This is a genomic window from Pseudonocardia sp., from assembly GCF_025965585.1.
Lineage (GTDB): Bacteria > Actinomycetota > Actinomycetes > Mycobacteriales > Pseudonocardiaceae > Pseudonocardia.
Genome location: NZ_JAOPWR010000497.1, coordinates 1 through 3,536 on the forward strand (window position 1 = coordinate 1; position 3,536 = coordinate 3,536).

6 protein-coding genes are annotated in these 3,536 nt (G+C 70.8%); 5 read left to right on the top strand and 1 reads right to left on the bottom strand.

Translation table 11 applies throughout. The features are described from left to right. A partial coding sequence (locus tag JWR81_RS30345; RefSeq protein ID WP_297660744.1) for a PAS domain-containing protein occupies window positions 1–504 on the bottom strand: 504 nt, incomplete at its 3' end. Window positions 505–761: 257 nt separating this feature from the next. On the opposite strand from JWR81_RS30345, the gene JWR81_RS30350 reads away from it, so the two are divergent. The 5 genes from JWR81_RS30350 to JWR81_RS30370 form a co-directional block, all read left to right on the top strand. Then, complete coding sequence (locus tag JWR81_RS30350) at window positions 762–1,238, top strand: Hsp20/alpha crystallin family protein (protein WP_297660747.1); 477 nt, start codon at window positions 762–764, stop codon at window positions 1,236–1,238. A gap of 57 nt (window positions 1,239–1,295) precedes the next feature. Beyond that, window positions 1,296–1,808: a general stress protein gene (locus tag JWR81_RS30355; RefSeq protein WP_297660750.1), complete on the top strand. Its 513-nt coding sequence runs from the start codon at window positions 1,296–1,298 to the stop codon at window positions 1,806–1,808. Window positions 1,809–1,927: 119 nt separating this feature from the next. Next, window positions 1,928–2,419, top strand: a complete 492-nt coding sequence (locus JWR81_RS30360; RefSeq protein WP_297660752.1) for a nucleotide exchange factor GrpE — start codon at window positions 1,928–1,930, stop codon at window positions 2,417–2,419. Between the two features lie 48 nt (window positions 2,420–2,467). Then, window positions 2,468–2,821 carry a chaperone modulator CbpM gene (locus JWR81_RS30365; protein WP_297660755.1) on the top strand — a complete coding sequence of 118 codons (354 nt, stop codon included), beginning with the start codon at window positions 2,468–2,470 and terminating at the stop codon, window positions 2,819–2,821. Next, a partial coding sequence (locus JWR81_RS30370; RefSeq protein WP_297660759.1) for a Clp protease N-terminal domain-containing protein occupies window positions 2,812–3,536 on the top strand: 725 nt, incomplete at its 3' end. The genes JWR81_RS30365 and JWR81_RS30370, both read left to right, overlap by 10 nt.

Consider the following 3,536-nt stretch of genomic DNA (forward strand, 5'->3'; position numbering starts at 1 on the left):
CGTGAAGCCGAGCATGACCAGCATCTCGTCGGAGCACCGGAACTCGTCGGCCCGGGCGTCGCACGTCCAGGTCCCGGTGACGACCCGCTCGTCCACGGCCGTGCGGAGGTCGTCGACGTCGGTGCCGATGCCGTAGAGGAGCTCGTCCTCCGGGTCGGCACGGGTGGTCCAGCGGGTCCACCGGTAGCTACCGTCGCGACGGAGCATCCGCATGTCGTACCCGACCAGCGAGCCGACCGTGCCGTCGAGCAGCAGCTGGCTGGACTCCACTATCGCGTCCCGGTCCCCGGGGTGTACGAACTCCCAGTAGGGCACGGACGTCAGGTCCTCCACCGACCATCCGAGCACCTCGCAGTAGGCCTTGTTGACCTGCGTGAGGTACCCGTCGAACGAGATCGTGCCCATCAACCCCAGCGCCAGGTCCCAGAACCGGGTGATGTCAGCGGTCGATGAACCCACGCGCATCGGATCGGGGGCGTGCTGCTCAACGTCGCGCCTGGCCATCGTGTCACTCCTACGGACTGACCGACTGTTCTCGGCTTCGCCGGAGATGCCCGGCGGTGGACGAACTCTACCGGCGGCGCTTCGCCGTTGCATTCCCGCTGGCGCGGCCGGAGGGTTACCTGCCCTCCCGGGCTCAGCCGGGGTGGTCAGGTTGCCCCTGCGGGACCGGTTCGCGCAGGCGGGCGCGCTGCGACCGTGGGCGCCACCCGGTCATCGAGCCGGACCGTCCCACCCGTCCGCGCCCTGCTGGAGAGCACATGACCCTCATGCGGTTCGACCCGTTCCGAGAGCTCGACCGGATCGCCGAGCAGACCGCCGCGGCCACCGGGAGGATCGCGCCCAGTATGCCGATGGCGGCACTGCGCCGCGGCGAGGAGTTCCATGTCTACCTCGACCTGCCAGGCATCCGGTCCGAGGACGTGCAGGTCACCGTCGAGCGCAACGTCGTGAGCATCCGAGCTCGTCGGGAGCCCCAGTTCCAGGAGGGTGACGAGGTCATCGTCGACGAGCGGCCCTACGGCGAGTTCGCCCGGCAACTGTTCCTCGGTGACAACCTCGACTCGGGCGGCCTGTCCGCCGACCTGGCGGACGGTGTGCTCGCGCTGCGGATCCCGGTCAGCGAGGCGAGCAAGCCGCACCGGGTCTCAGTGGACTCATCCGAGACGTCCGGGGACGGCGAAGGATCTCCCGCGTCCTCGGCGTCCGGGAGTGCCCCGGCCTCGGCAGGCCTCTAGCGCCCGACAGGCCAGACGGCGACGACCCGAGAGACGGCGACGACCCGAGAGAAAGCGATGACCGAGCAACCGAGCACCACCGCCTCGTCCGCGGTCGACCGCGGCGCCCGACCCGCCGGCCGTCGGTCGCGCCGGACCATCGCGTCGTTCTCCACCTACGCCGAGGCCGAGCGTCTCGTGGCCCGGCTTGCCGAACTCGGCTTCCCGGTCGACCGGGCCGCCGTCGTCGGTCAGGATCTGGAGCTCGTCGAGCAGCCGGCCGGGAAGCTGGACGACGTCCAGGCGGCCGCGCGCGGCGCCCTGTGCGGCGCGGTTCCCGGTGCCCTGGTCGGCTGGATCTTCGGCCTTCTCTCGTTCCTGAACCCGCTGGTGACGTCGGTGCTGCTCGCGCTCTACGGTCTGGTCTTGGGGGCCCTCGTCGGGGCGGTGGTGGGCCTGGTCGTCCACGCGCTGGTGCGAGGCCGCCGCGACTCCGCGTCGGTCACGACGATGCTCGCGCACCGCTTCGACGTGCTCGTCGACGAGGCGGTCGCCGACGAGGCCGTCCGCCTGCTCGGCAGGGCGGTCTGAGCCGTGGCCGGAGCAGTGGGCATCGACCAGGGCGCCGGCGGCTGTGCCGCCGACGAGACGGTCGACGACCGGGACGTCGTCGACGCCGAGTCCGACCGCAGCGGCTGAGGGACGGGTTCATGTGCGCCGCCCCCTCACCGGAGTCGCCGCCTGACGCCCTGCGCGGGGAGTCCGGGCAGACATCCGCCGAGCTCGAGGACAGGTGGCGACGGGCGCCGGCCGATCTGGACAACCTGCGCAGGCGCCACGCCCACGAGATCGCCGCGGCGCGGACGGCCGAACGCGAGCACGTGGCATCGGCGTTCCTGCCCGTGCTCGACGACCTCGACCGCGCGCTGGAGCACGCCGATGCCGACCAGGCCGCCGTCGCGGCGGGCGTCCGGGCGGTGCGCGACCAGGCGCAGGCCGTACTCGTCCGGCTCGGCCATCCCCGCCAGGACGAGGCGGGTGTGCCGTTCGACCCCGCCCGGCACGAGGTGGTGAGTGTCGTGCCACCGGCGGACGGGACCGCCCGGGGCACGGTCGTCGCGGTGCTGCGGCCCGGCTACGGGGCCCCGGGGCGGCTGTTGCGCCCGGCCTCGGTGACCGTCGCCGACGCGGCGAGGGCCTGAGATGGCTCGACGGTCCACGTTCGACCCGAGGAAGGCGGCGACGCCGTCATGACACAGCCCATGACGACCCGCCGTCCGGTGGTGAGCCTGCTCCGCCAGGACGAGTTCGCCCGTCGGAGCGGGCTGCATCCCGACCTCGTGCGGCGGTTCGTCGCGCTCGGCCTGCTGCGCGCGAGCCGCGACGCGAACGGGGCGCTGTGGTTCACCGTCGGCCAGCTCGCCGCCGTGGCCCGTATCGAGCGGCTGCGCACGGGGTTGTCGCTGAACTACACCGCGCTCGGCCTGGTGGTCGACCTGCTCGACCGGGTCCAGGAGTTGGAGCTCGCCCTAAGCGCCCAGCCGGGACGTGACCGCCGCCGGACCGTGCGCACCGAACCCGACCGGAGTGTCCGATGGATCTGAATCGCCTGACTCAGAAGTCTCAGCAGGCCCTTTCGGCTGCGCAGGATGTTGCTACTCGTGCGGGTCATACGGAGGTGGATGGGGAGCATTTGTTGTTGGCGTTGTTGGAGCAGCCTGATGGTTTGGTGCCGGGGTTGTTGGCGGGGTTGGGGGTGGTTGTTCCGAAGTTGCGTGGTGAGTTGGAGGGGGAGCTTCAGCGGAAGCCGCGTAGTACGGGTGGGGGGGTGGAGCCGGGGCGGGTGTCGGTGACGCAGCGGTTGTCTCGGGTGTTGGAGGCGGCGGATCGGGAGGCGCGCCGGTTGGGGGATGAGTATGTGTCGGTTGAGCATTTGTTGATTGCGTTGGCGGTGGAGGGGGAGCGGTCTGGGGTGGGCCGGTTGTTGGTGCGGAACGGGGTGACTCGGGATGCGGTGTTGGCGGAGTTGGTGAGGGTGCGGGGGAATCAGCGGGTGCGGTCGGCGACGCCGGAGGGTACTTATGAGGCGTTGTCGAAGTATGGGCAGGATTTGGTGGAGGCGGCGCGGGGGGGCCGGTTGGATCCGGTGATCGGGCGGGATGCGGAGATCCGGCGGGTGGTGCAGATTTTGTCGCGGAAGTCGAAGAATAATCCGGTGTTGGTTGGTGATCCGGGGGTGGGGAAGACTGCGATCGTGGAGGGTTTGGCGCAGCGGATTGTGAATGGGGATGTGCCGGAGGGGTTGCGGGATCGGACGAT

Coding starts and splice junctions, on each gene's coding strand:
- JWR81_RS30360 (WP_297660752.1), top strand. CDS start 1,928: ATGTGCGCCGCCCCCTCACCGGAGTCGCCGCCTGACGCCCTGCGCGGG.
- JWR81_RS30350 (WP_297660747.1), top strand. CDS start 762: ATGACCCTCATGCGGTTCGACCCGTTCCGAGAGCTCGACCGGATCGCC.
- JWR81_RS30355 (WP_297660750.1), top strand. CDS start 1,296: ATGACCGAGCAACCGAGCACCACCGCCTCGTCCGCGGTCGACCGCGGC.
- JWR81_RS30365 (WP_297660755.1), top strand. CDS start 2,468: ATGACACAGCCCATGACGACCCGCCGTCCGGTGGTGAGCCTGCTCCGC.